This is a genomic window from Phyllobacterium myrsinacearum (assembly GCF_014138285.1).
GTDB lineage: Bacteria > Pseudomonadota > Alphaproteobacteria > Rhizobiales > Rhizobiaceae > Phyllobacterium > Phyllobacterium myrsinacearum_A.
Map to the genome: position 1 here is coordinate 234805 of NZ_JACGXN010000004.1, position 25477 is coordinate 260281.

The 25477-nt window shown below is 54.8% G+C and carries 15 protein-coding genes; 10 read left to right on the forward strand and 5 right to left on the reverse strand.

Annotated elements, in window-relative coordinates:
• Window positions 1-142 precede the first annotated feature (142 nt).
• A complete protein-coding gene (locus tag FHW16_RS15785) occupies window positions 143-2323 on the forward strand; it encodes a type I secretion system permease/ATPase (RefSeq protein WP_182550168.1) in 2181 nt (726 codons plus the stop codon).
• Window positions 2320-3819, forward strand: a complete 1500-nt coding sequence (locus FHW16_RS15790; RefSeq protein WP_182550169.1) for an HlyD family type I secretion periplasmic adaptor subunit — start codon at window positions 2320-2322, stop codon at window positions 3817-3819. Before FHW16_RS15785 ends, FHW16_RS15790 begins: the two co-directional genes overlap by 4 nt.
• A gap of 31 nt (window positions 3820-3850) precedes the next feature.
• On the opposite strand, the gene FHW16_RS15795 is transcribed toward FHW16_RS15790, so the two are convergent.
• Window positions 3851-4363 (reverse strand): hypothetical protein, encoded by a 513-nt coding sequence (locus FHW16_RS15795; protein ID WP_182550170.1) that lies wholly within the window; start codon window positions 4361-4363, stop codon window positions 3851-3853.
• A gap of 332 nt (window positions 4364-4695) precedes the next feature.
• On the opposite strand from FHW16_RS15795, the gene FHW16_RS15800 reads away from it, so the two are divergent.
• On the forward strand, window positions 4696-7737 hold the full coding sequence (locus FHW16_RS15800) for a LysM peptidoglycan-binding domain-containing protein (protein WP_182550171.1): 3042 nt from the start codon (window positions 4696-4698) through the stop codon (window positions 7735-7737).
• 57 nt (window positions 7738-7794) lie between these two features.
• Here the strand turns inward: FHW16_RS15800 and FHW16_RS15805 are convergent, their stop codons facing one another.
• A complete protein-coding gene (locus FHW16_RS15805; protein ID WP_182550172.1) occupies window positions 7795-9879 on the reverse strand; it encodes an ATP-binding protein in 2085 nt (694 codons plus the stop codon).
• Complete coding sequence (locus tag FHW16_RS15810) at window positions 9876-10616, reverse strand: response regulator transcription factor (protein ID WP_182550173.1); 741 nt, start codon at window positions 10614-10616, stop codon at window positions 9876-9878. The genes FHW16_RS15805 and FHW16_RS15810 overlap by 4 nt, the downstream gene beginning before the upstream one ends.
• 233 nt (window positions 10617-10849) lie before the next feature.
• Between FHW16_RS15810 and FHW16_RS15815 the strand changes: the two genes are divergently transcribed.
• The 5 genes from FHW16_RS15815 to FHW16_RS15835 all read left to right on the forward strand — a co-directional run bounded on the left by FHW16_RS15815 (window position 10850) and on the right by FHW16_RS15835 (window position 22095).
• The gene (locus FHW16_RS15815; RefSeq protein ID WP_182550174.1) at window positions 10850-11869 is read left to right on the forward strand and encodes an ABC transporter substrate-binding protein; all 1020 of its coding nucleotides are present in this window, start codon (window positions 10850-10852) and stop codon (window positions 11867-11869) included.
• An 83-nt stretch (window positions 11870-11952) separates the two neighbouring features.
• On the forward strand, window positions 11953-14109 hold the full coding sequence (locus FHW16_RS15820; RefSeq protein WP_182550175.1) for an ABC transporter permease: 2157 nt from the start codon (window positions 11953-11955) through the stop codon (window positions 14107-14109).
• Between the two features lie 23 nt (window positions 14110-14132).
• Complete coding sequence (locus tag FHW16_RS15825; RefSeq protein ID WP_182550176.1) at window positions 14133-15233, forward strand: ABC transporter ATP-binding protein; 1101 nt, start codon at window positions 14133-14135, stop codon at window positions 15231-15233.
• Window position 15234: 1 nt separating this feature from the next.
• Window positions 15235-15726 (forward strand): SRPBCC domain-containing protein, encoded by a 492-nt coding sequence (locus FHW16_RS15830; protein ID WP_182550177.1) that lies wholly within the window; start codon window positions 15235-15237, stop codon window positions 15724-15726.
• A gap of 117 nt (window positions 15727-15843) precedes the next feature.
• The gene (locus FHW16_RS15835) at window positions 15844-22095 is read left to right on the forward strand and encodes a hypothetical protein (protein ID WP_182550178.1); all 6252 of its coding nucleotides are present in this window, start codon (window positions 15844-15846) and stop codon (window positions 22093-22095) included.
• A 35-nt stretch (window positions 22096-22130) separates the two neighbouring features.
• Here FHW16_RS15835 and FHW16_RS15840 read toward each other — a convergent pair whose 3' ends face one another.
• Entirely contained in the window at window positions 22131-22940 is an 810-nt protein-coding gene (locus tag FHW16_RS15840) for a helix-turn-helix domain-containing protein (RefSeq protein WP_182550179.1), read from the reverse strand.
• Between the two features lie 213 nt (window positions 22941-23153).
• Here FHW16_RS15840 and FHW16_RS15845 point away from each other — a divergent pair, with 213 nt between their 5' ends.
• Window positions 23154-23624, forward strand: coding sequence for a hypothetical protein (locus FHW16_RS15845; protein WP_182550180.1), 471 nt, complete (start codon window positions 23154-23156; stop codon window positions 23622-23624).
• A 519-nt stretch (window positions 23625-24143) separates the two neighbouring features.
• Window positions 24144-24641, forward strand: a complete 498-nt coding sequence (locus FHW16_RS15850; protein WP_182550181.1) for a PaaI family thioesterase — start codon at window positions 24144-24146, stop codon at window positions 24639-24641.
• Window positions 24642-24650: 9 nt separating this feature from the next.
• On the opposite strand, the gene sctT is transcribed toward FHW16_RS15850, so the two are convergent.
• On the reverse strand, window positions 24651-25472 hold the full coding sequence (sctT, locus tag FHW16_RS15855; protein ID WP_182550182.1) for a type III secretion system export apparatus subunit SctT: 822 nt from the start codon (window positions 25470-25472) through the stop codon (window positions 24651-24653).
• Window positions 25473-25477 lie beyond the last annotated feature (5 nt).

Here is a 25477-nt window from a genome sequence, read left to right on the forward strand (position 1 = left end):
TTCAAAAAGATGACCGTGGCAGCAAAAGTTCTTTCAGAACGTGACGCGTCTTTGCGCGGAGATGAATATTATTGCCGTTGAGGCAGCTGGTTGTGGGGGGCAATCATAATCATGTATTTCACGAGCACGCGATGGTTCCGTCATGGATAATGCCAGCTCCGGCACAGAATCCAAGGGGGGGAATGTCTTTGGCGGGCAAGCTCCTGACAGCGGTTTGTCGGCATTGGCCGCCATTGCCGGCTATTATCGGATTGCCACGCGGCCCGAGACGCTTGCGCGGGAATATGCGCTCAAGGGACTGGCTGGGGCTGAGGATGTTCTGCGGGCGGCCGGCTCCATCGGTCTGAAAGCACGCATTGTAAAAGTGGCCGATATGAAGCGGCTTGCAACGCTGCCCGTTCCGGCGATGGCATGTCTTGATGATGGGACCTTCGCCATTTTCGGCGGGGTGAATGCGGAAGGGATGTGCCGCATCGTCAATCCACTCGGGTTTACATCCCGTGAGATACCGGTTGCCGAATTACTGCTTTTGACAGCAGGCAAGTTTATCCTGGTGCAGCGGCGTTTCGCCGGGGCCGGCGTCTCGCGTGAGAATTTTGGCTTTCGCTGGTTCCTGCCTTCACTCTGGCGCTATCGCCGCGTCTTTGGCCATGTGCTTCTGGCATCGCTCTTCGTCCAGCTGTTTGCCCTCGTCACGCCGCTGTTCTTCCAGGTTGTAGTCGACAAGGTGCTGGCGCATCGCAGCTATTCAACACTCATCGTTCTGGTGATTGGCCTTGCAGCTATCGGTCTCTTCGATGTGATCCTGCAATATCTGCGGACCTATGCTTTGTCCCACACGACCAATCGTATTGATGTGGAACTGGGAAGGCGGTTGTTCCGCCATCTTCTCAACCTGCCGCTTAGTTATTTCGAGACGCGGGCTGCAGGTCAGACCGTGGCGCGTGTGCGCGAGCTTGAGACCATCCGCAACTTTCTGACCGGGCAGGGGCTGTTTTCCGGGCTTGATCTGATCTTCACGATTGTCTTTATCGTGGTTCTCTTTGCCTATTCGGCCAAACTCGCCTGGATCGTCGTTGCATCCATTCCGTTCTACCTTGCCATCGGCTTTCTTATTCGCCCGTTCCTTAAAGAGCGGATTGACGAGAAGTTCGATCGTGGTGCCTACAGTCAGCAATTGCTGGTGGAAACGGTGGTTGGCGTGCAAACGCTGAAAGCCGCAGCTGTGGAACCGGTTGTCGCTGCGCAATGGGAAGAGCGCCTTGCTTCCTATGTGCGCTCGTCATTTGCCGCAACCATGCTGGCGGCCAAAGGCCAGAATGCCATTCAGTATGTCAGCAAGGTCACAAGCGCGGCACTCCTCCTCTTCGGAGCACAAGCGGTGATCAACGGCGAACTCTCGGTCGGAGCGCTCGTCGCATTTAACATGATCGCGGGGCAGGTGGCGCAACCGATCTTGCGCCTGTCGCAACTCTGGCAGGATTTCCAGCAAGTGCAGGTATCCATATCGAGGCTCGCTGATATTCTGAATGCACCGCAGGAGCCGCGTCCCGCGATCGCCGTCAGCCTGCCTGTTCCCAAGGGCGCCATCGAGTTCAAGTCGGTTAATTTCCGCTATTCCCCCGACGCGCAGGATGTTCTCAAGGACATCAGCCTCAGCATCCGCCCCGGCGAAGTCATCGGTATTGTCGGGCCATCGGGCTCCGGCAAGTCGACGCTGACCAAACTCGTGCAGCGGTTTTATATCCCTGGCAATGGTCAGGTGTTCATTGACGGACAGGATATTGCCCAGGTTGATCCGGCCTGGCTACGGGCCAGTATTGGCGTGGTTCTTCAGGAGAACATGCTGTTCAACCGCACGATCCATGACAATATCGTGCTTGCTGCCCCTGCCATGTCGCGCGAAGGCGCCATGCGCATGGCAAAGCTGTCGGGTGCGGAGGAGTTCATCTCCAAGCTGCCGCGCGGCTATGATACGCTGATCGAGGAACGCGGTGCCAACCTGTCCGGCGGTCAGCGCCAGCGTCTGGCCATCGCGCGGGCACTCGCCACCAATCCGCCGATCCTTATCCTCGATGAAGCAACGAGTGCGCTCGATTATGAGAGCGAGCGCATCATTCTTGCCAATATGCGCGAGATCGTGCGTGGCAGAACTGTCATCATCATTGCACATCGCCTCGCCACCGTTCGTTACTGCAACCGCATTATCGGTATGAAGGATGGACGCATTGTGGAGGAGGGCACGCACGAGACGCTCATCGCCAAGGAAAACGGCCTTTATGCGCATCTGTGGCATCTCCAATCGGGGAGCAACAACACATGAATGCGCCCATGAATCCGGACCAGGTCAGGCCGGAAAAGATCACGAAGGATATGCTGAAGAAAATCCGGCGGCAGCGTGCCGATAATGAATTTCTGCCGGCAGCGCTGGAAATACTGGAGACGCCAGCGTCACCGATCAGAACGGCCTTCATCTGGTTTATCTGCATCCTCGCCACAAGTGCCCTCCTGTGGAGTTACTTTGGCACCTTCGACATTATGGCAACCGCGCAGGGCAAGGTTCAGCCAACGGGCCGGGTCAAAGTGATCCAGTCGATCGAAGTAGGACGAACGAAGGCCGTGCCCGTCACGAACGGCATGGCGGTCAAGGCGGGCGATGTACTTGTTGAGCTCGATGACACGCAGATCAAATCGGAGGAAACCGCGCTTGCGATCAGTCTTCAGGCGTATCGCGCCGAAGTTGCACGCCGCGAAGCCGTGCTTGGTACCGTTGCCGACTGGCAGAAGAACGGATTGCGCAATGCTGAACCAGTGACGGATCAATCCGTGGCCTTTGCCGATGGTATTTCCGCCGCCATCCGTCATCGGGAGCAATTGATTTACCGGGCCGATACATTGCAGCTGCGATCATCGCTCGATAATCTCGCGGCCACCGCCAAGCAGCGGCAAACCGAGATCGACAGCCTGACAGAAACGATCACGGCACAGAAGGCATTGGTCAAGACCCTGACCGAACGGGTCTCCATGCGTACGGATCTCATTCCAACGGCCGCCGGCTCGCGCGCGCAGGTTATCGACGCCCTGCAATCACAGCAGGAGGCTGAAGCCAGCCTCGTCACCCAAACCGGTCAGCTTGCGGCGGCACGTGCCGCGCTCAACGTCGCGTTGAGTGAGGCGGCAAAGCTGGTGAACGGTTTCATTGCGGACAATGTGCAGAAACTGTCCGAGGCCTCGCGCCGGGTTGATGAACTCGAACAGCAATTGATCAAGGCCAGCAAACGGTCACAGGCCATGACCATTACCAGCCCGATTGATGGTATCGTCCAGACATCGGCTATCACCACTGTGGGGCAGGTTGTCTCCGCCGGAACCGAGTTGATGCGCATTGTGCCAAGCAATTCAACGCTGGAGATAGAAGCTTACCTGCCCAATCGTGATATCGGCTTTGTCGCCGCCGGCCAGCCGGCGGTCATTAAGGTCGAGGCGTTTCCGTTCACCCGCTTTGGTATCATTGAAGGCAAGGTCACCCGTGTTGCCACGGACGCCATCCCGGAACCCGATGCACAGGCGCTGGAAGGCGCAGCTGCCAAGGAACTGCAGAGCACCATCCCTATCGGCAATGTCCAGCGCATGCAGAACCTTGTCTTCCCCGTGACCATTCAGCCTGACGTGACGACCATCAAGGTCGACGGCAAACTCATGCCGCTGTCGCCGGGAATGTCTGTCACCGTCGAGGTCAGAACGGGAAAGCGTCGCATTATCGAATATCTCTTCTCACCCCTCGCGGAAGTGTCCTCACAGGCAATGCAGGAGCGATGAACGGACGGTAGACAAGTTTTCAAATAAGCCGTTACAGCTTGCCAAAGGCAACGGGGCGCCAGCGCCAGCCATGCTCGGAAACAACCTCCTGCAAGGGCGACTTCAGTTCCTTTGTCGAGAAGCGATAGTTGTAAACCTGCCCATATTGCAGCTCTTCCGTGAATGCATAGCCAGTGCCAAACTCAATCGACGTTTGCTGGCCGCGAAAGTATTCGGCGGATGCGCTAAGGTTGGGTATACCGGCATGCCATTCCACCGTCCACATTTCATCACACGACCGTACTTCCTTTTGTGCCTCGTCAAAGCGCATCAGAACCCGTGCGACCTTGGTCAGGTGCGCGCGGCCGAATATTTCATACCAGCCCGCGTCGACGATTTTCCATTCGGCAATCAAGTCGGTCGAGCCTGAATTATCCTTACGGATAATGAATGGTGCGGATGTGCGGTTGATGGTGAGAAGTGCCGCCAGCAGGTCTGATGTTGCAACGGGTGCAACACCTGCTTTGGGCGCCTTGGCGCCGCTAATCCAATCAAGCAATCCCATGATCTTCTCCCATTAAGACGGTATCGGCGGTCCAGGCTTCCCTGCGTGTTCGACTTCTCTCGTTTATCCGTTGCTGTGTCCACCAACGCTCCCTTGTGGGCGCGCGCGCTGTGGCTTCAGAGATTCTCTCTCTTATTGGGCCTGTTTTAAGACTGTCTCTCCTTCGATTTCATATTATAAGATTTTATATTTCACAAAATGTTCATAATAGGCTTTGTGAGTATTTGTGAAATCCACTTAGTGAAGAAACAGGATGGTCCGTGGCCCGTATCGTACGGGCATTCGCGTCCGGATTTCACAGGATACCTTTGCAGTCTCAACGGGAGGTAACAATGCCAAAGATTGACGATGGAAACGGCAGAGTGTTTTTCGCCCCATCCTCACAGGTCAAACCATCTCCTCCTGTGGTTGTTGCGAAATTTGATGACCAATTGAAGAAAGCCAAAGCCGGACGGCCGCCCGTCGATCCTGCAACAACGCCAACGGGCCAAACGACACACATCGTGAATCCAGGTGAAAGCCTGATCACGATTGCGCAAGAGGCGCATATTTCTGTCGAGAGCATCACGAAGAACAATGATATCAGGGATGCCAACCACGTCCCGGTGGGGCTGAATCTCGTCTTGGTGGATTCAGTCAGGCAAGATGCGATGGAACAGCAGCGGCTCAGTCTTGAGGGTATTGAGAAGCTGCCAAAGACCGCACCTGCCCAGGCTATGCGCGAAGAAGCTTGGCAAGGGGTTCAGCAGCAGGTCGTGAACGAACTCGCCTACGTGACACGGAACGGGGCAACACCGCAGGAAGCGCTTGATGAAGCTGTAGAGCAGATCAAGCAGCGTGCTCCGGATTCTGCCCGTCTGTCGTCTGCGGTGGATGGTGCCAAAGCGCTCGTAGAAGCCAATCTCAAGTCCAGCGGTCGCACACACGAGAATTTTGATGCGGTCCTGTCGAAGGCCCAGAACGCGCAGACACTGCAAGGCAAGGCGGACGCTCTGAACAAACGGGTTAGCGCCGGTGAGAATCTTAAAGCGGAAGCCAATTCCGCGCAACAGGATGCCGCGAGCGCCTGGACTGCGGTGAGTGATACGATCAGCGGACAAGTTGATGGATTGAAAAAGGGCAAGGATGCTGGTGCCTTCAAGGATATCGTTGTCAATCATCTTGCGACACTCGTTACCTATGGCCCGGATGACGCGCATTTTCGCTCGGCGATCGAAGCAGTCACCGACAAGGTTCTGATCGGCGATGCCGCGAAAGGCATAGCTGATGCTTACGCAACAGGCGGTGCGCCTGCGGCGGCGTTCCAAGCGCGCAATACGGTGGAAAGCTATCCCGGCGATATGGCAGCCAAAGTGCTTGAAAGAGCTGCCCCAACCATGGACCGGATTGCGGTTGATCTGGGCCGGGAGTTTCGCGAGAAGGATACAAATCCAACCGTCACCAGTCTCCCAACCAGGCTCCCGCCTGAGACTCTGATTGACGAGCCGTTCCTTAAAACGGCTCGTGCGGATCGCGACATGAAAGGTGACAATACTGTTGCGGTGGTCATGGGTGATCTGGCCGCCGCTTATGAACCACTCACGCTCAATCCGGATGCGAACTTGCCTGTCCTTCAGCATTTTGCCGGTTCGCTGGCGCGTGCACTACCCGATGCCGATGAGATGAAGTTCGCTCAATCCGAGTTTCCCCTGCATGACGTGACAAAGACCATTCAATGGTCCGCCTCGCAATCCGGCCAACATGGGCTGTTCCACATTGTCAGTTCCGAGCTCGCGAAACAGGGCCGTGGAGCCTACGCGGAAAACGTTGAGTCATCCTTGACCAACAGCGTCGAAAGCCTGCGCAAGCACGCCCTTGATGCCGGGGCGGCCTTTTCAAGGGCACGAGAACCATTTGCCTCTCTTGCCGACGGCCCGGCCAAGCTCATAGACCCGGCAAAACAAACCGATGCGATGATGGCAGCGCGAAAGGCATCGCCGGATCTGGCGAAGAAGTTCGACGAAAGTCTGACGGAATATCGCCGCAGCGGGCACATGCTCTGGTCGGCACAGGCGTCCGCTTCCAACCTCCAGCCTGTTATGGCAGGGCAGAAGGGTTTCAGCAAAGTCCAGGACGCTCTGGCAAAGCCCGGTGCAAATGACAACGAAGCGCGTTATCTGAGCAAAGCACTTGAGCTTGGCGCGGATGCACTTGTGAACCTTGTTGCCAATGACAATGGCCTTCCTAGGACCCCAGCACTGGGCACGCCACCTTGGTATGCTGTACGCGCGAACCTGGATATGACAACATCCTTCATTGAAAATGCCATGCGGAAGAACACCGATGTAAACAGCCTCGCGCGGTATGATCTTCCGCCCAACCAGAAATATCCTCCAGCAGGAGGGACGGCTGAATCACGGGGCATGAAGCCGGTACAATCGGTTCCATCGGATACCGGGTTTGGTCTGACAAACCGTCTCTCAAAAACCGTACTGGCCGGTTTCCACGTCAATGCGATGTTTCAGTTCGATGACTTCTGGAGCAATGCCTATGGCATGGCCTTCTCGACCACGGTGGCTACCCATGGTGCCGAAGCTTTGGGCGGTGTCACCCAGATGCTCATAAACCTGAATCGCAACAAGTTTGGCGGGGGCACACTGGACTCGATGAGCCAGTTTGTTCGAGCCGAGAACGAAGGTTGGGTAAAATGGGGGGGTGTCAGCGCAAAAGGCTGGTTCTTTATGGACGCCGCCTATTCGATATCCAACGTTGTCAACGGTGACTTGCCGCATGCTGCCATTTTTGGAGCACAGACAATTGCCGACGGGCTGTTCGTATTTGCTCGGGGCCCATGGGTCGGGCCCGTGGCCATGGTCATCGGAGCATTGGCCGGCGCTGCAAACACCATATATGGCGAATGGAAAGCCGAGGACGCGCGTCAGACAAATGTTGAAGCCTATCTGAAAGGGGCGGATATCCAGCCCAAAATTGCCGAACGGCTCACCAAGGCAAAGGATGCCCCGGCGCGGATTGAGGCCTTTGCGCAACAATGGTGTCAGTGCTCGCCGGTTGAACTCGTTAATTACATAAACGCGCTTCCAACAGATCGTGCGATGAAGCTGCTTCAATTCGTGATTGGAGTTCCTATGAAACCGGACGGGAAAGGCTACGCCCTCACGGCACCGAATGATTTCCGGTTCAACCTGCAGCGCGCGCCGGGTGCCGTCAAAAGAAACCCGCAGGCGAATTTACCGCCTGTAATTCCGGTTCCAGACTCAATCGGACAGCAGTCCTTTGAAAATCCGCCATATCCATACAGCATTACTGCTATAGGGCTTTGGGCCTTTGAGAATGGATATGACCTGCCTGGCCGTTATCATCAGTCCACGCCGTGAGCATCACTGCATTACGCGTCAGGTTTTCGTAGCGCTGCTCTCTTGAGCGTCTGCACGTCAGACAATCTCAAGGAACGACATGGTAATCGTGGTGCCGACGTCAATAGAAGACGTCAGCGTGATCTCACCGCCCGCCTGACGCACGAAACCATAGACGATTGCCAATCCAAGCCCCGTCCCGCCGGATGATCTTCGGGTGGTGAAGTAAGGTTCGAATACACGGTCGACGAGTTCCGGGGGAATACCGCTACCCGTATCGGAAACGATAACGCGCACGCGATCCACAAAACGTTCAAGCGTGATCCTGATCATACCGCCATCGGGCATGGCTGCTGCCGAGTTCCGGCAAATATTGACGATCGCCTGCTCAAACAGCGCTGGATCAAGCGACACGTCAGGCAGGCTTTCGGGCGCGAATATGGTGAGTTTGATATTCGGCCCAACTATGACATGCAGGACATCCTCGATGCCGGTCAAAGTTCTGCGCAGATCGCAGCGAACAGGGCTGTTGTGCTGTTTACTGGCAAAGGAAAGCATGCCTTCGACCAGTTCCTTGCCGCGCTCGGAAGCTTTGCGGATGCGGGCGACATTGCGCATTTGGGCCTGGGAAAGCGTGCCCATCTTTTCCAGCATTCCAACACTGCCCACGACAATGCCGATCATGTTGCCGAGTTCATGGCTGAGTTGGTGGCTCAGGCGAACCATACCATCCAGTTTTTTCGCCCGCTGGATTTCCTGTTCCTGGGTTTCCTGTTCGGTGATATCGCGTACGACGAGGATCGAACGATCGCCGGGCTGATCGGTCCGGGAGACTTCAAGAAGTCTGTTGTTCTTGCGGATTCGTGCGAGACTCGCCGGACCATTGTTATCAGGCGGATTGCCATTGGCGGGCACGGTGAACGCCGAAGCCAGCTGTTGCAGACTCCAGGTACGGACAGTTGCCCCGGCACCGGCAAACTCGACGAGGCGCCGGTTCATGGCCATGGCCTTTCCGTTCGCGTCAAACAGGGCAATACCCTCATTCATGCTGCGGAATGTCCAGCGGATTGTACGAGCTGCCCGTGTTGCCCTGATATGGAGATGATTGAACCGCTCCACACTGCCTTTGAAAGCATTGAATGCCCGGATAAGATCCTGCAGCTCCGTCTCGTTTGTCCCCACCAACGGCAGGCGAACATCTTTTTCGCCTCTGGCCAATTGGTTCAGTGCATCTGAAATACGGGCGATGCCGGCTGATACCCGGCTGATCGAGTAATAGACGGTCACAACGCATAGTATGATCACGAGGAGGACCGTTGCGAGCACAAAGGTTCGTATACTGTCCAGATTGTTGGATACCGCGGCAACACCCGCATTGAAGTCGCTGCGGAGCAACTGGCTCTGTTGTTCCAGTCCGGACGCGAGCTTTTGCGAAGCCTTCCGCATATCGCTCAGAATGCTGCGCACCTCGATGAAGCGGCGCAGATAGATCTCGCGCATTTGGAAAATCTGCTCGTAGATACTGTATTGCACAGAGGAGAGCCGCTGTTCGCCGATGGCTGCTGCGCGGATCGCCGCGGAGCGACGCACATAGGATCGACGCATCTCGCCGAGACTGAACAGACTGTCGGCCGAGGCCGCATTCAGTGCGAATTGTCGAAGCTGCGAGTCCGGTTCAGGTCCCGTGCCGTCAAAGTGCCGGATGGTCTCGATGCTGCGCGCGATCTTGTCCTTGTATACCTGCGCTTCTTCTGCGGCATCGGCAAGTTTCAGTGTGGTTTCGCGGACCAGTCCCAGTGCGTCGACCAGTTCGGTTGTACCGGGTGCGGGGGTGATCCGGGCTGATGCACCGTTACGTGAAATATACCCGCTGAGAGTATCAATCTGTTCGGCGATGGATAGGCTCTCATCGGAAAGCCGGTAGGGCGACGTCGTGTTGAGTATGAAGGGTGCTGACGAAAGGAGAGCTGATGCCTGCCGTGAAATATTGGAGGCTACGGCAAGATCGGCATAAGTCTGCACGCCATAGGACGTCATCTGCGTCTTGGCGTCTGTCAGGCTTTTCACCGCCATGAGAGACAACAGCAGAACGAGCGTACATATGAAGCCTATGGCGAGAGGGATACGAAAGGCTATGGAATTGAGGAAGCGGTCGGCAATCACTGTGCAGCCTGTTCCGCATCAAGAACAAGCATATAGCCCTTTCCGCGATTGGTTTTGATGTGCTTCGGCATGGATGGATTGCGCTCGATCTTGCGCCGCAACCGCAGCACCAGAACATCAATGTTGCGATCGATATAGAGTCGTCCGTCCGAACCGAGCCGGCGCAGGATTTCGACGCGATCAATGGGGGTTCCGGGTTTTGCCGCAAGAATTTCCAGCAGCGAGAATTCGGAGTTTGTCAGGGTCGCCAAAGGGTTGGTTGTGGAGTAGGCAAGCCGTGCCTCGAGATCGATCAGCCAATCACCTATTTTCAGGGCTTTGGCATTCTCGTTTCTTTCGGGCTGCTCCGGCAGACGATTTGCCATCACGGACCTGCGCAGGACGGCTTTGATGCGCGCTGCGAGTTCAATGGGTTCGAATGGCTTGACGACATAATCATCAGCGGCTGTCTCCAGTCCGAGTACGCGGTCAACGGAGCTGCCTGCTGCAGTCACCATGATGATTCCCTTGTCGGTATCCCGGCGAAAACGCTGTGCCAGCGAACGGCCCGAAATGCCGGGCAGGTTATGATCCACCAGAAGCAGGGATATTGACGTGTCGTCGATTCTCTCTAAGGCCGCCTCGGCGGAGAAGACAGGTATGGCTTCCCACCCTTCCGATTCCACCAGGTCAGCAATGACCTCGGACATATCTGGATCGTCTTCGACAATCAGAATTCGAACCGATGAAGCGTTCAAAAACAGGCCCTCCCTGTTAGGTCATACTCACAGGCTGTGTTCTAATATGAATAGTGAACTTTGTCAGCTAGACAATGATGATGCTTTGTGTCGACGGATTGTAACAATTGAAAGGAAATACGCGGTGTGATGTCATGTACGCAATCAAATGAAGATTGCGGATGTCTCCATTACTCTCTTATGTGAAAGCATGTGAGTGCTTCGATGTTCACGGAATTTCTGGGAGGAATGGGATGAAAAAGCTTCTTTTCACAGCCGCAATCTTTTTCGTGGCAACAGGCAGTGCGCTTTCAGCTGAACGGTTGAGCGTGTTGTGCGGCGCGGATGAACGCTGGTGTGCCGAAATGAAGACGAGCTTTGAACAGAAGTCCGGCACACGCGTTTCGATGGTCCGGAAAAGTACCGGCGAAATTCTCGCCCAGCTTCGCGCCGAAAAAGACAATCCGAAAGTTGACGTGTGGTGGGGCGGCACCGGAGATCTGCAACTGCAGGCCGCCGAGGAAGATCTGCTGGAAAAATATGTTTCTCCCAACAAGCCGGATCTTCTGGGGTGGGCCAACAATTTCGAGGAAATATCCAAGGGGCGGGCGTCAGGCATCTATGCCGGTGCGCTTGGTTTCGCCTACAATGCGGATATTCTGCGCAAGAAGGGCCTGCCAGCGCCGAGCTGCTGGAAGGATTTGACCAACGCAGCCTATCGGGGGGAAATCCAGATTGCCAACCCGGCTTCTTCAGGCACCGCGTACACAGCTCTGGCAACATTGGTCCAACTCTTTGGCGAAGACGAGAGCTTCAAGTACTTCAAGACACTCGACGCCAACATCAACAGCTATACGAAATCCGGATCCGCACCTGTTAAGGCAGCGGCCCGCGGCGAAACCCTGATTGGCATCGCATTCATGCATGATGCAGTCACTTTGAAACAGGCAGGTTTCCCCCTGGAGATCGTCGCGCCATGCGAGGGCACTGGTTACGAGATCGGCGCCGTGAGCATTGTGAAAGGCGCAAGAAATCTCGAGAGCGCGAAGGCTTTTGTCGATTATGCCCTAAGTCCGGAAGGTCAGGCTACGGGCAAGAAAGCTGGCCAGAACCAGGTGCCTTCGAACGCCAAATCCGAGGTACCTGACGGCGCTCCTGATATCTCATCCCTGAAGTTGATTGACTACGACTTCGCGATTTACGGCGCTTCAGACACACGAAACAGACTGCTCGCCCGCTTTGCCACCGAGATCAAAGCAGCGGACTCTCAATAAGCCAAGTCGCCCGGGGTTTTGCCTTGGTACTGTGACACCTGTGATCCTCGTTGCGGCGAGGATCCGATCTCAAGACAGACATCATGAATCGCTCATTTCAACTCATCGCAATGTTGGGTCTGGCAGCCTATTGCCTGCTTCCCTGGTATGGCGTCGACTACGGCATATTCGAACCTGACTGGATCGAAGCCGGCGGTCTTCTGTCGGAAGCAGGGGCGTCAGGATTGCTTCGCATGCTGGTCTTCCGGGATGCAACGATGGCAATTCCGGCAATCGCATTTCTGGTGCTGATTTTCGCGGGATCGTCAGTCCGTCTATCCCGCCGGCTATCCGTGCTTTCCATGGCTGCGGCGATCTTTGCCCTGTGCGCGATTGTGCTTCACATCAAGACAGGCGGAAGCCCGATACGTTCATTCGGATACGGCTCGACGCTGGTTATCACCACACTCTTCCTGTCCGTCACAAATCTCTGGTCTCGCCTCGGCAGCGGCAATCGAGATGCCTTCGTCGTCTCGTCCATTGCCTTCGTATGCGCCCTGATTTTGCTCTTTGTGTTCTATCCGATCGCGCAGATCCTGGTTCAGGCATTCGTGGACAAGCAAGGCTCGTTCAGCGTGCTTGGCGCTTTCCGCATCGCGACCGGCGGAGACATCTGGAGCATTGGTTGCCTCCTGGGCAAATCGCGTTGCGGTGTGGCGGTCAACTCCATCATTCTGGGTCTGCTCACTGCTACGAGCACAACCATACTTGGACTGGCATTCGCGCTCCTGATGAGCCGCACACGCTTTCCGGGAAAACCGCTTCTGCGTGCGCTGGCTGTCTTGCCCATTATTACCCCGCCATTCGTCATCGGCTTGGCGTTGATCCTGTTGTTTGGCCGCGCTGGCTTCGTCACCGATACCATATCCGGTCTTCTGGGGCTCGAGGCCAGCCGCTGGCTGTATGGGCTTTGGGGAATATGGCTTGGTCAGACACTGGCATTCACCCCCATTGCCTTTCTGGTGCTGACGGGTGTCGTGCAAGGCATCAGTCCATCGCTGGAGGAGGCGTCGCAGACATTGCGTGCGGATCTGTCGTCAACCTTGCGCACGGTATCCCTGCCGCTGATGAAGCCGGGTATAGCCAATGCCTTCCTGCTGGCCTTTATCGAAAGCCTCGCGGATTTCGGCAATCCCGTGGTGCTTGGCGGCGCAGACAATGTGCTGTCGACCGAGATCTATTTCGCCATTGTTGGTGCGCAGGCCAACATGATGCGCGCAGCCGTTCTCTCGCTTATCCTGCTGGCGCTCACTCTGACCGTCTTCATGATCCAGAAAAGATGGCTCGGACGCACAGATTTCACAACCATCACAGGCAAGGCCGATAATGGTGCAAACAGCATGCTGTCGCGTAACCATAAGATTGTTGTTTATGGTCTCACCCTGCCATGGATGTGCTTCACAACCCTCATCTATGTGATGGTATTCTATGGTAGTGTCGTCAAGCTGTGGGGCCAGGATCACACCCTGACGCTGGCGCATTACAGGGAAGCGTTCGAAATCGGCTGGTCCGATGGCGGTATCTGGTGGAAGGGCGCAGCGTGGGACTCATTCTGGACCACCATCAGTATCTCCGCCATTGCCGCTCCGCTTACGGCCGGGCTTGGTCTTCTGACCGCGTGGCTTCTCGTACGGCAAAAATTTGCCGGCCGAAGCACATTTGAATTTCTCACTATGCTCAGCTTTGCCGTTCCGGGAACGGTCGTCGGCGTCAGCTACATTCTCGCCTTCAACAATGCACCGATCGAGCTCACAGGCACCGGTACGATACTCGTTCTGTGTTTCATATTCCGCAATATGCCGGTTGGTGTTCGCGGCGGTGTAGCCGCCATGAAGCAGCTCGACAACAGTCTGGACGAAGCATCGCTGACCCTCGGTGCCAACAGCTTCAAGACCTTGAGGCACGTGGTGCTACCCCTCATGCGTCCAGCCATCATTTCCGCCATCGCTTACAGCTTCATCCGAGCCATCACATCCGTCAGTGCGGTCATCTTTCTGGTCGGAACCGATCACAACATGGCAACAGCCTACATTATCGGACTGGTCGAAAACGGCAGCTACGGTCTGGCGATCGCCTATTCCACGGTGCTCATCGTTGTCATGCTGGTGGTGGTCACAATTCTTCAGGTTGCATTCGGAAAGACGCGCCTGCGCCGGGAAGACAGGATTGGGCAGCAATTGTCTCGTCCCGTTGTCGCCTAACTGAACTGAACGAGGACAGAAAAATGAAGTTGGATACAAACTGGCAAGCCACCGAACAGACCAACATCAGTCTGAATGATGTTCGTGGCAGTATTGTTTTCAAGGACGTCGTCAAAAAGTACGGCGCGGTGCACGCCGTCGATGGCGTCGACCTTGAGATCGAACATGGTGAACTGGTGACGCTGCTTGGTCCGAGTGGTTGCGGCAAGACGACAACATTGCGCATGATCGCTGGTCTGGAATTACCAAGCACGGGAACAATATCGATCGGTGGAACGGACGTTTCCAGGCTGCCGGCGACGTACCGGAACGTCTCCATGGTGTTCCAGTCTTATGCCTTGTTTCCTCATCTGACGGTGCTGGACAATGTTGCCTACGGCCTGCGTATGAGTGGAACGAAAATCTCTCAAGCAAGGGAAAAGGCTGAAGATGCACTGTCGATGGTGGGGCTTGCCGGTTTTGGAGCGCGTCTGCCCAGTGAATTGTCCGGGGGGCAGCAACAGCGTGTTGCTCTTGCCCGGGCGATTGTACTTGAACCAGAGGTATTGTTGCTGGACGAGCCATTGTCCAACCTGGATGCGAAACTGAGGCGGTATGTGCGCGAGGAGATCCGCGCCCTGCAGCAAAGGATAGGCGTTACTACCGTTTATGTCACCCATGACCAGGAGGAAGCGATGGCGGTGTCGGATCGCATCATTGTCATGGAGCAGGGCAGGATTGCGCAGGCGGGTTCTCCGGCAGACCTGTATCACAGCCCGAAATCGGCATTCATTGCCAGTTTCATCGGCGAGGCCAATCTCATCCCCTGTGTGGCCGCGATCGCTGCTGACGGCAGCAGAATTGCCGAGATCAGCAACTACACATTTGCCGTACCCAAGAGCGAGGTATCGCCGGGGGAAGCCACACTGGTTATTCGCCCGGCTGCGATTTCCTTCTCAGCGAATGCAGACGAAGGCATACCCAGCATGATCACGTCGGCCGCCTTTTTGGGTGATCGTGTCCTGTACAGTATCGAAACGCCCATCGGCCGACTGTTCTATGTCGAGTATACAGCGTCGATCCGGCACCCGGACAGAACCGAGGTCAATATCACTCTCGATCCTGCGAAGTTGCATCTTGTTTAGGATGGCCAGCCTCAAAGCAAACTTTGATCACAAGAATCCGGAGGACGTGCCGGTGCGGGCGATAAAGCGTGGGACAGCTGTCTTTGAAAGGCGTCTGAATATCTCCGCGCAGGCGGCTTTCGATACATGGACCCGTCCCATCGATCTGCATTTGCGGCGGGATCGGGCGGGTAATCTGTTTTCCTATGTCGCCTTTGATTTCCGCGTTGATGGCGAGACTATCTTTGGCTTCGGAACACCGGAAGGCAGATGGTATCGCGCAAAACTGCGCTATGAGGAAATCGTCGATGGGAAGCGCATAACCTATGTTCTCACAATAAAATCCCGTCACAGGCTCGTGTATCTCGGCACAGTGACAATTTCATTCAGGCAAACAGCCACTGGTTGTGTGCAGACCTATTCCGAACAAGGCACGAGCTTCGACAACGAACCTGTTCCCGACCACCTGCAATGGCACGCAGAACGGCTATTTGGCAGGAATTTCTGGGTTTGAACCAATATGTGAAGTTCTGTGAGAAGGGGCACCGATGCCGCAACGGCTGTAAGTTTTGTAATCAAAAAGTCTCGGACTTTTATCACAAACAACTCACAATATTTTATCACATGATGTATGAACGACAATGAGCATCCTGCGGCCAGCTTTCACGGCCGCCAAGCAGAGCAACTGGGCTTTGCCCGAGACAAAGGTGATTTCATGTTTGGTCCCGATGGTATTTCGTTTGCAAAATTCTTTCGCGATATTGAGATCATGAGGCAAAACGCGATTGCAGCTGCAGCTGCAGCCGCAAAACCCACCTATACGGCCAGTAAGGGTCAAACACCGCAGATAATTGCCAAGTCACTGGGTCATCGCGACGGCGGGCAGGCGATAGCCAAAGCCAATGGATTGCGCGTGGACCAGGCAATCGAACCGGGCATCGTTCTTGTTATTCCCAAAATTGACCCCATAGCCGATCCTGCAGAGACTAATTTCAAGAAAGCTGTTGCAACACAAAAGGATGCAGCACCTGCCGTTGACCCCAAATTGATTGCGGAGGACGTAAAGGGCGGCAAATCGATCGAGCAGATTGCTGCGGAACGCAAGATGAAAACTTCGGATGTGACTGCTGGGATTGAGGCGTCGGGTCTGCAGATCAAGACGACAGATGCCAACAGCGATGTCAAGACGACCGAGATCATTGATAAGGGAACCAGCAAGGTTGTTGCCACGTATTATGAAGATTACCAGCATGGTGGAACAACATCGAAGATTGCTGATGCCGACGGGAAAGAAGTGACTCAAGTTCAGTATGGCGACGGTACGAGCAGCCGCACTGTCAGCGATACGAAGACCGGCGAAACCACGACCCGCGTCGAGGACCCCAAGTCGGGCAAGGTGACAGAAACCGTTGTCGACAAGGACAAGCGATTAAAGCAAACCATCACCGAGAAAAGCGGTAATGAAACCCGTAAAACGGAGAAGCTTTCATTCAATGGCTATACGCTGACCACAGCGCCGGATGGCACCGCGACCCTCTTGCGGGATGCCGACGGTATAAAGATCGCCATAAAACCCAAAACGCCGGAAGCGTCGCTTGCCAGGACCTTGTTCGATGTCAATTCAAAGAGCAGCGATCCGGCAGAAGCGAAAGAAGGTGAGGTTGTAAAGACCACCATCGACGCCATGCTGTTGGGGCAAAATTATCAGGAACTCGATGTAGCGGCTCAGGCCAAAGCCAAAGAGACGAAGGCGGCAATCGACAAATACGGGGCAGGGCAAACAACCACGCCCACGCAACCCAAAGCTCCATCGGGTAAAGCCTGGGTTCAGGTTGGCGAACTCTGGGTTGATCCTGAGGTCGCCAAGGCCATGGCCGCAGAAAACACTGCGGGCGCCAAGCTGATTGAAACCTCTTCAAAGATCAAACAGGCGAATGACCAATTGAATGTCTACGCGCTTGATCCAGCTTATAAATCAGCGATGAACGGCGCGGCGAAGATTCTTGATAAATCCTTGGCACCGCATGATTTGCGCTGGGATCGCCCGGAAGGCACAGGGACACTTGATGAAGCGCGGCAACGGCTTGCTGCCACTGACAAGCAGGTGACAACGGCCAGTACGACGGCGAAGGAGTATGCTGAGGCTGAAAGGCTTACCGGCGAAGCGATTGCCAAGCAGGAGCAACTGCCGCCGCCCGTCGATAAAAATGCTCAGGTTATTACGTCTCCATCATCAACTTATGATCCGGAAACGGCCTCGATTGAGTGGAATGCCAAAAATGCCGAAGTGAATGATCTGTTTGCCAAAGCCAATACGCATACGGCCAACGGTGACAAAGCCTTCGCTGATTATCTGGTTGGTATGAGGCAGGAGAATTTCGACGCTACAAAACCTGGTACGAAGGAAAATACGGAAGCCAAGCAACTGCTTGATCAGGCACTGTCCCAACAGGAAAAGGCGGGAAAGAACGTGGATGCCGCGGGAGTTTATCAAAACTACCACGACGCCTACAAGACTGCGGCGGACCTGCAAGTAAAGGGTCAGGGAATAAAGCAGAAAATAATAGCGGAAGACCGCAAAAAGAACCCTGATCGCTATGACTGGAGCATAAAGAACAGCACCTATGGTGGCGATTATCTCGGCAAGATAACGGAACAGAAGGTTGTCGAGGATCCAAAAGACAATCAGCTTTATGTCGAGACGACCTATGAGCATGGTGGCACGAAACGCATCCAGCTCACATTTGCCCGTACGGACAAGAATGTACGTGGCGAATTCAAAGATCGCGAACTCAACCAGCAATGGCAATCGCTGCTCGACGGCCCTGAGGGGCAGTGCGGCCTGGGTGGTCTCAGAAGTGCCCAAAATACGGTTATTTCGGCCGGAGAACAAATCAAACAGCTCCAGATCAACGATCTTGATCTTCAGATCAAGGATCTGGACAAAGCCATTCCCGACCTGAAAAAAGCACGCGACGACGCTGTTACGACGTACGGAGCGGGCACTCCCGAAAAGCCTGGCAACGGACAGCCCGACGGTTCAAAACCCGGTTCTGTGCCTCCCGGTCAAAAAGGAACCAGCCCATCGGGAACAACTACAGAACCGGTTCGTGTTCAAATGAACGGGCAATGGATGTGGGTGCATCCGGAGGTTGCCAATGCTCAGCTTGCGCTGGATACCGCCACAAATCAGAAGCAATCAGCCGAGCGCGCCCGCGACGAGGCCAAGGCCGCACGCAATCGTCTGAATTTTGCCTTGACCCAACCGATCAAACTCATGGTTGACGAGGGTTCCGACTCCTATGGCAAGAATACGGAATATGCCTATCTGGACAAGCGCCGCGACGAGGCCCTCGGCGAGTATAAACTCAAGTTCAACGATCTTTACAAGGCCGGTTATACAAATGATTTCAAAGGTATAAAGACCGATGATGAACTTGACACTACGGTTGCGAAGGCATTGGGCCTGAACGCTGGTCAGGATGCTGAAACCCTGGGAAAAGTCACCGGAGAAATTCATGATATCGCCGGAGATGATGTCCAGTACAAGATTGTCCCGATGTTCCATGTCGATCAGGATCAGGGCGCACAACAGACGGCTTTGATCGCTGTCAAGGAAGGCGGCGGCAAGGTCTATTATGTCGACGTAACCGGCAAGAAATTTGATAGTCTGAAAGACTTTCAGGATAACAATACCCAGTTCGGTGAAGGGGGAAAGCTTGTCGTTCCGCGCAGTCTCGATATGCGGCAAGGGCCTGATTCAACCATTCCGCTCGAAGTTGTCAGTGCGCGCAACTTTACAGTTGCAGAGAAGATAATAGATCCAGTTGTCGGAACGATCACCACCGTTGCAACAGTTGCATCCTTCATTCCGCCCTTTGCCCCTGTTGCAGCGCCCATCGCCATGGGCGGCGGCGCTTATCTCGGCGGAAGGGCAGTGGCCCGGCAGATCAATCACCTCGAGCATGGCGGCGAATGGGGGGACAAGGAATCCTGGATGAATGTGGGATCTGCCGCCAGTTCGTTCATACCGATGGCGGCAGGCGGATTGCGAACCCTTGGCATGTTCCGTACGATCTCGGACATGTCGGCAGTACAGGCATTCAGAGGCAGTATGGGCGCTCTGAAGTCGAATTCACCCATGGCTTTGAAGGCCGCCGAGTATATGAGCAATGGCGGGAAATTGAACCGTGCGGCACGGGGAATGGATTGGTCGTCTCTCAGTATCGGCGTTCCCATGACCGTCGTGTCGGTACATGATATTGCCTCCGGCAACCTGAAGGGGCTTGATCTTTTCAATGCGGTTACAGGCGTTGCCACGGGCGTTGTCGGAACGGGATTCGGCGTACGCGGTCTCTTGATGACACGACCAAACAAAGGCAGTTCGGAGGAGGGGAACGCCAATCCGGTGGCACATCCCTTCGGCGATATCGGAAACGTTGGCAATAGCCATGTATCGGGCCTGTGGGATGGATCGCCGCAACCGCTGTACGATGTTCCCGGCTTCGCCAATCCTCTCAATGCAAATCCCCTGCATGCCGGGAGCGATCCAAGCGATATCATCGGTTCGATCTCGTATAGCAAACCGAAGATCACTGCCCACACGACGCCCGAACAAATGGAATCTCTGCTTCCCGGGCAGGTTGCCCGGCTGGAGCCGAGCGACTTTGAAAGGCTGACGCCTGATCAGGCTGGTGCTATCCGAAAGCGTGTCCGAGACGGCCTGAACGACGAGCAGCTGGCGGCGCTCGAAATTGCCAAACAGGGAGGGAGCCAAGGTACTGCGGGACCCAAACAGACTGTCGCGAACCCTGAAAGCCCGCCAGCCAGCACGACTAAAGCCGCGCCGCCGGATGGTGCTTCCAAGCCCGTCATTACGCTCCTGACCAAGCCCAAAGAAATCAGGAAACTGTCCGACGAAGACGTTGCGCAGTTGAGCCTCACGGATATTGCGGGCCTGCGCCGCAGGCAGGCAAAAGCAGTGAGCCCTGACAAGCTGGAAACCGACGAGCAACTCTCGGCACTGCTCTACGCGCGGCGGCGTCGCGGTGCGAACGAAAAGAGACGCGAGTTCCTCGATATCATGGGTGAGCGCAAACCACCGCAACTCAATACAGGGGCGATCAAAGCTGGCGTTGTCGGTGTGAATGCTGGAGGACACGTGCTCAAGCAAACGCTGGGCTTCTCGGGCGTCTCCACCGTCCTCGGTGGATCTTCATCCGCGGTCATTCTCGCTGTTCGCTCCAACGGTTCAAAACTGGCCTGGTGGTCCAACAATCACGGGGTGCAGCGGGCCTTTGGCCACGCCATGCTCGGAAATGAACCACGTGCCATCAAGAAGGCGGAAAGCTTGCTGCGAAAGAACGGCATCACAGGAACCGCCAAGCCGTCGGAGGCTCAGAGGGAAGCGCTTATCAGTACACTCAAGGAAGTCGCAGTACTGGGCAAGGCATACAAAACCGCACGCGATAACGTTGCGGAAGGCGACCTGTCGCTTCTGCCCAATCCCAACACCGACAAGTTGCCGCGCCCCGGTATTGCCGAACAAAAGACACTCCAGAAAATGGATGAGCTGGTCGACTACGACGTGGATACGTTTGTTGACCCTAACGACGTAGCAGTGGCGCAGCGGAAGATCCAGAATCTGATGTCGGAGGATCCCGCTGCCTTCAGCCAAGCCTACGAAAGTTATGCCCGTACCGAAGAGGCCCGCAAAGCCTATGATGCTCTTTACGGGAAACTTCTTGAAAAATTCAAGTATGAGACCAACACGGAAAAAGCGGAAAACTTGACGGGCAAGGACAAGGAAAAGTTCTTGCGGAAAGAAAGCAAGTACGAAGGTACGATCGACTGGAAGCAAGCTGAAAAGCTGGTCAGCAGCTCAATGTCCCCGGAAACCCATCTTGGTTTTGCCTTTAAAGCCGGTGCCTTGGCTGCGCCAGTGAATGCTTTGGCTGCAATCATGCTGAGCAAACATTCGGGCGACATGAACTGGGTCCAATGGGTTGGCCAGGACGGCGGCAATCTGCTGCGTGCGCTGCCCGCTGTTCTCATCCAGACGGCATATCTCAAAGCCGTGCAGAATCTTGCGGATATCAAGATGGCGAAAGGCCCGATGACTCCGGAAAAGCAATCCAAGATAAAGGAACTGGATACTAAAAAAGACGACATGAACTTCGAGAGCGACAAGACAGCCTGGAAGTACAGCCTGCCAGGTTTCATGTTGCTCGGCGGTGTTGCCGCGACTATGCCTGAAGGCGGGTTGAAGGCAGGACTTTATGGCCTGCAGGCCCTCGGCGGGCTGACGTGGTATGTGGCCCAGCGTCCGCCATCATGGTGGCCGAAAATGTCCAGTGGCGTGAACGAAGGAATGCGCGCTCTCGGCATCGCAACCAGCCTGGGTGTCCCGCTGTATATCCTGATTGATTCTCTCCTGGCAGACAGCAAGGACAAGAGCAAGGACAAGTCCAATCTGGATAAACTGGTCGAATTGTCGACCTGGGCCTTCACCGACAAACAGCCATTGGACCCGGATCCCGCGCTCAGGAATACTTCGTCGTCACGTCCGATAGTGCTGCAGCCATCCACGGGTGGTTCAACGCCAGCGGAGATTACCCCGACTGCACGCGAAGGATTGAAGCCGATCAACTTCAGCATGCAGACCGGATCGGGCACCGTTGAGGATGAACTGAGCTTTCACTTGCGGCGTGCGCAGGTGATGCTCGATCCTGCCTATGCAGGCACGAAGGAGAGGGCGCAATACGAAGCGGCAGGATCCAGCAACTCGGTATTTGCCTGGGAGAATATGCGCAGCTCGGCCATGAATATGGTAAGCCTTTTGGCTGCAGATACCAGAAAGAACGATATGGCTCTCTCTGCCTGATCAGGCATGCCAGCGACTTATAAGTTCAAGCAGATTTACCCTGCTTGAACTTGTTCACCGGGAGTAGGCGGGCAGTTCGCATAAATGATCTCGCGGGTTTTCCGATCATCCGCAAACCATAGCTCTGCCCTTGGAGACGATGTCGTGACATCCTGCGGCAGGCCGGGAACTGTCTGTATTGTGAAGAATGACAAGGGGCCGAACCGGCTGTTGAAACGCAGTACCAGGTGCGTGTCCACCGCTTCACTGGTGCGCGGCTGCGTCGAGATGTTGAATCGCTTCCATAGGCTTTCTTCAAAACGATCGATCCGCGGGCGTAGGGCCGGTGTTACCCATTCCTCCATGCGCAGCTGATTCAGAAAGGCGAGTGCCGGGCAGATGGGGTCCAGCACCTGGGATAACAGTCCGTCATCGGCAGTCAGGCAATCAATCATATCGAGATGTGCTGCTGCTTCGCCCATGCGGTTTATGTAGTTGGGCATCAACTCGCCGCATAACCAGCGTCCGCCGTGATTGATTTCCATGACATGCCATTCCGGGCAGAAGATGTGCGCAGGCATCGGACTGTGCGCCTCGATTGCTCCCCGCATGCCTCTCAAAGATGGCGATTTCATCACTTGCGGATTGTAATGCAGTGCGGTGTAGCCAGCCAACAGCAGCATGGCGTTCGTCACGGAAGCTGGTGCATCGAGTTCTGCCAGCCATTTTGTTAGGAGAGCCTGACTCGGCCGGGCGCGATCCCTTTCTATGAAGCTCACATGCCGTTGTGAAATACCCAGACGCAATGACAGTTCCAGCTGTGTAACGTTGCCTGCGACGCGAAGCCGCCTCAGTTTATCGCCCAAGTCCATGATGATGTCCCCTGCGAATAGTCATTCAGATGCCATTACTCACAGCCATGCTCCGGATTGAAGAAGGATAGCCGTCAATCGCCTTATTTTATCCTCTGTTTGAGAGATATGACTTTTTGTGAACCGTCCCATGCGTTGGAAGCATTGGCTTATCAATTAATATGTTTTATGTTAACGTCAAACACTTGGGGTAGCTGGTACATAGAAATGTCGACTGCGAAAGTACTAATTAACACACAATCACTCACAATAGAGCTTGAAGGCGAAGATGAGTTCGTTAGAACATATCTCGACAAGCTTATGCCTATTTTGGAGCGATCAAAATTTGGCGAAGATGGGAATGTCGACGGAGAGACCGGATTGCCGGAAAATCTCCAGGCCATTGCCTCTGCCAAGTCCGCCGGTGCTGTGGCATCCCGAAAGCGCGTCAGGTCAACCTCAGCGTCGGGCGGTTCATGCCGCGAGCGTGTCAAACAACTTCGTGAAAATGGTTTCTTTGATAACCCCCACGGTATTGGCGAGATCGTTAAAGAGTTGAACGATCAAGGTTTCCCTCATAGTATCAATCAGGTTGGAGCGGCGCTGTCTACTATGTTCGGCCGCAACGAAATCGAACGCAGCAAGGTCGACAAGAAGTATTCGTACTTCTGGAGTTCGAGCCAGATTAAAGCTGCCTGATATTAACCGAACGGTTTTTCAGTCGTATAGAATATCCAGCAAGCCGGGTTCAGACGCACGACCCCGGCCGCTTAGTTAATTGCGCATTGTGCAAGCGCGTAACGTATCTGACGCGCAACGGCAGCACTGATTTAACTGCTTGGTTTAATCCGTTATTATTGTGAATCGGTCACGGCGGCATGTTAGCTGTGCTGCAGTAACAATTTTTCATATTCAAAAAAATTGAACATGTGTCAATTCATGTCAGTAATATGATTGAATATGTTCAAACATGTCTCACAAAGGTTAAGAGAAATTGTTTTGACCTGGACTTGGCACAACATTATCGTCTAATGGCCAAATCGTTTTGGAGAGCTTGTCCGGAATTTTCGTTCTCTTGAAAATGTCTCTTACGCATAACCTCGCAGGTAATCGCCAAACAGCAACTGCGGTGTCATGTTGCCCCTCCCCAAAGGATGCTACCATACAAGTCAGGTGGTATTCCTAGTTGCAGTCACCCTGAAACAGGATCCCAGCCAAATGCGGTCACTTGCCCGAGAATGGATAGACGAAATTCTATTGAGGACACCCTTTGCGCGCAGTCTTGGTATTATATTCCTTTCTGCTCATGGTGATGCCGTAAAGATGAGACTCCCGGTTCAGGGAGATGTAACTCAGTTGCCAAATAATGTTCATAGCGGTGCGATTGCTGCCTTTATAGAGGTCTCCGGATCGGCAGCGGCAGTGCTGGGAGCAGGAAATCTATCTATCGCCGGTTGTGCGACGACCCAACTCAACATCACGTTTCTGTCCCTGGGTGATAGCCGGTACCTTGACGCAAATGCGACCATTGTGCATCGCACCGGTACCCAGGCCGTCGTGGATGTAACCATAACAAGCGATGACGGCCGTCCTATTGCGAAGGCAACAACGGTGTGCCGCATTTTCGAGAAACGTGCTGTCGTTCCCGCACCTCCGGTCTCGTTCTTCCGTCCCTTTGTTGTGCAGAACTCCGGCGATCAACGTAACGCCCGGTAAGGCTTTCCCCTATGGGGTGGTGTTCGACTTGGCCTCAAAGAACGCGCTGACGTTCTGGCCCAGGCGTCCAAGCTCTGTTTGCATTTGCGGGATAAGATAGACCGCGTACAGCGCGATCAGCAGCGCGAATATCAGGTTTTTGACGGCCATCGACAGATCGAACACGTGGAGCTGCGGCGCCATGCGCGAGAGAAAGGCCAGCATCAGATCGGCAATCAATAGCGCCAGAACGATGGGTCCGATCTGAACGAGCGCCATCTGCATCATGCCATTTACCGTTCCGATGAACAGCGGCAGGGTCGCACCCGTGAGCACCGGCACGAAATCGGTTACCGGCCAGATACGGTAACTGTTGTAGAAGCTGTCCAACAGGACCAGAAAACCACCCGATGAGAAAAACAGGACGATCACGGCAAGAGCGAAAAATGTTCCCGTAATGCTGGTTTCTGTGACGGATTGGGGATCGACGAGCTGTGCTGCCGTGGAGCCGCGTTGCAGGTCTATGAGATCTCCGGCAATTTCCGCCGCCCAGAATGGAATGCTGAAAAGGAAGCCTATTGCGAAACCGATGACAAATTCCTTGATCATCATCGCACCCAGCCACGGGATGGTCATTGGCGGGCGGCTTGCAAGGGTGCGCATAATCTCGGGAATAACAGGCACGCTGATGGCCAGTGCCACCCCGGATCGGATAGGTCCTGTAATGCCGAGCCGAACAAATATGGGCGAAATGGTCATCAGGCCAAAACCCCGCGCCATCGCGATGGACGTGGCCAGAAGTATGGCATAGCCAGCTTCGAATAATGGCAGCGTGATCATTTGCTGTTCCATCGGCG

Bases quoted from the DNA above. Each gene is read 5' to 3' on its own strand.
- FHW16_RS15785 (WP_182550168.1), top strand. From the start codon at position 143: ATGGATAATGCCAGCTCCGGCACAGAATCCAAGGGGGGGAATGTCTTT.
- FHW16_RS15790 (WP_182550169.1), top strand. From the start codon at position 2,320: ATGAATGCGCCCATGAATCCGGACCAGGTCAGGCCGGAAAAGATCACG.
- FHW16_RS15795 (WP_182550170.1), bottom strand. From the start codon at position 4,363: ATGGGATTGCTTGATTGGATTAGCGGCGCCAAGGCGCCCAAAGCAGGT.
- FHW16_RS15800 (WP_182550171.1), top strand. From the start codon at position 4,696: ATGCCAAAGATTGACGATGGAAACGGCAGAGTGTTTTTCGCCCCATCC.
- FHW16_RS15815 (WP_182550174.1), top strand. From the start codon at position 10,850: ATGAAAAAGCTTCTTTTCACAGCCGCAATCTTTTTCGTGGCAACAGGC.
- FHW16_RS15820 (WP_182550175.1), top strand. From the start codon at position 11,953: ATGAATCGCTCATTTCAACTCATCGCAATGTTGGGTCTGGCAGCCTAT.
- FHW16_RS15825 (WP_182550176.1), top strand. From the start codon at position 14,133: ATGAAGTTGGATACAAACTGGCAAGCCACCGAACAGACCAACATCAGT.
- FHW16_RS15830 (WP_182550177.1), top strand. From the start codon at position 15,235: ATGGCCAGCCTCAAAGCAAACTTTGATCACAAGAATCCGGAGGACGTG.
- FHW16_RS15835 (WP_182550178.1), top strand. From the start codon at position 15,844: ATGAACGACAATGAGCATCCTGCGGCCAGCTTTCACGGCCGCCAAGCA.
- FHW16_RS15845 (WP_182550180.1), top strand. From the start codon at position 23,154: ATGTCGACTGCGAAAGTACTAATTAACACACAATCACTCACAATAGAG.
- FHW16_RS15850 (WP_182550181.1), top strand. From the start codon at position 24,144: ATGCGGTCACTTGCCCGAGAATGGATAGACGAAATTCTATTGAGGACA.
- sctT (WP_182550182.1), bottom strand. From the start codon at position 25,472: ATGGAACAGCAAATGATCACGCTGCCATTATTCGAAGCTGGCTATGCC.